This window comes from Paraburkholderia sediminicola (assembly GCF_902859805.1).
GTDB lineage: Bacteria > Pseudomonadota > Gammaproteobacteria > Burkholderiales > Burkholderiaceae > Paraburkholderia > Paraburkholderia sediminicola.
In genome coordinates, this window is the sequence record NZ_CADIKC010000033.1 from 1 (window position 1) to 1164 (window position 1164).

1 protein-coding gene is annotated in these 1164 nt (G+C 70.9%); it reads left to right on the forward strand.

Features of this window, described 5'->3' with window-relative positions; genetic code table 11:
* The coding region (locus tag R8871_RS38295) for a non-ribosomal peptide synthetase (protein WP_175055082.1) at positions 1–1164 on the forward strand (1164 nt) is incomplete at both ends.

Sequence of the window (1164 nt, forward strand, 5' to 3'; positions counted from 1 at the left end):
GGACACGCTGCTGCAGTCGTCGACGATCAACTTCGACGTGGCGCTGCACGAACTGCTGCCGGCGCTGCTGATGGGCGGACAGGTGTGCATGCGTGGGGCCGCCGCATGGGACCTGCAGGCGCTCAGCAGCGCACTGGCCACCCATCAGGTGACGTTCGCGCGGATCCCGACCGCGCTGTGGCAGCAGTGGCTCGGCGAGGCGCCATCACGCGAGGCGCTGCCTTCGCTACGGCAGATCACGGTGGGCGGCGAAGGTCTGCCGGGGGATGCGCTCGCACGCTGGCAGCGCAGTGCACTGGCAGGCGTGCGGCTGGATAACCTGTATGGGCCGACCGAAACGACGGTGGCCGCGCTATACCGCCGCACAGAGGCGCAGGACACGCAGCACGTGAGCGCACCGATCGGGATTGCGTATCCGGGGCGCAGCGTATGCGTGCTGGACGGGGACGGCAACGAAGTGCCGGTGGGCGGGCTGGGCGAGCTGTGCATTGGCGGGGTATCGCTGGCGCGCGGCTACCTGGGACGGCCGGGGCTGACCGCGGAGCGCTTCGTGCCGTCGCCGTACAACGACGGAGAACGGCTGTACCGCAGCGGGGACCTGTGCCGCTTGCGCGCGGACGGCTGCATCGAGTACCTGGGTCGGCTGGACCAGCAGGTGAAGCTGCGCGGTTACCGGATCGAGCTGGGCGAGATCGAGGTGCAGCTGCGCGGCTGCGCCGGAGTGGAGCAGGCGGTGGTGGCGCTGCGCGGCGAGGGCGAACGCCGGCGGCTGGTGGCGTACTGGGTGGGTGAGGCGCAGGCGCCGCAGCTGCAGGCGACGCTGCAGTCGAAGCTGCCGGGGTACATGGTGCCGGGCGGGTGGATGAAGCTCGCGCGGCTGCCGGTGATGGCCAACGGCAAGCTGGACCGCGGGGCGCTGCCCGCACCGCAGGAAGATGACGCATGGCAGGCGGTGGCGCCGCGCACGGCGCGCGAGACGCAGATGCGGGCGATCTGGGCCTCGGTGCTGGGGCGCGAGGCGCAGCAGCTGGGGGTGACGCAGAACTTCTTCGAGGCGGGGGGCGATTCGATCGTGAGCCTGCAGCTGATCGCGAAGGCGCGTCAGGCGGGACTGAAGCTCACGCCGAAGCAGGTGTTCGATCATCCGACGATCGAGGCGCAGGC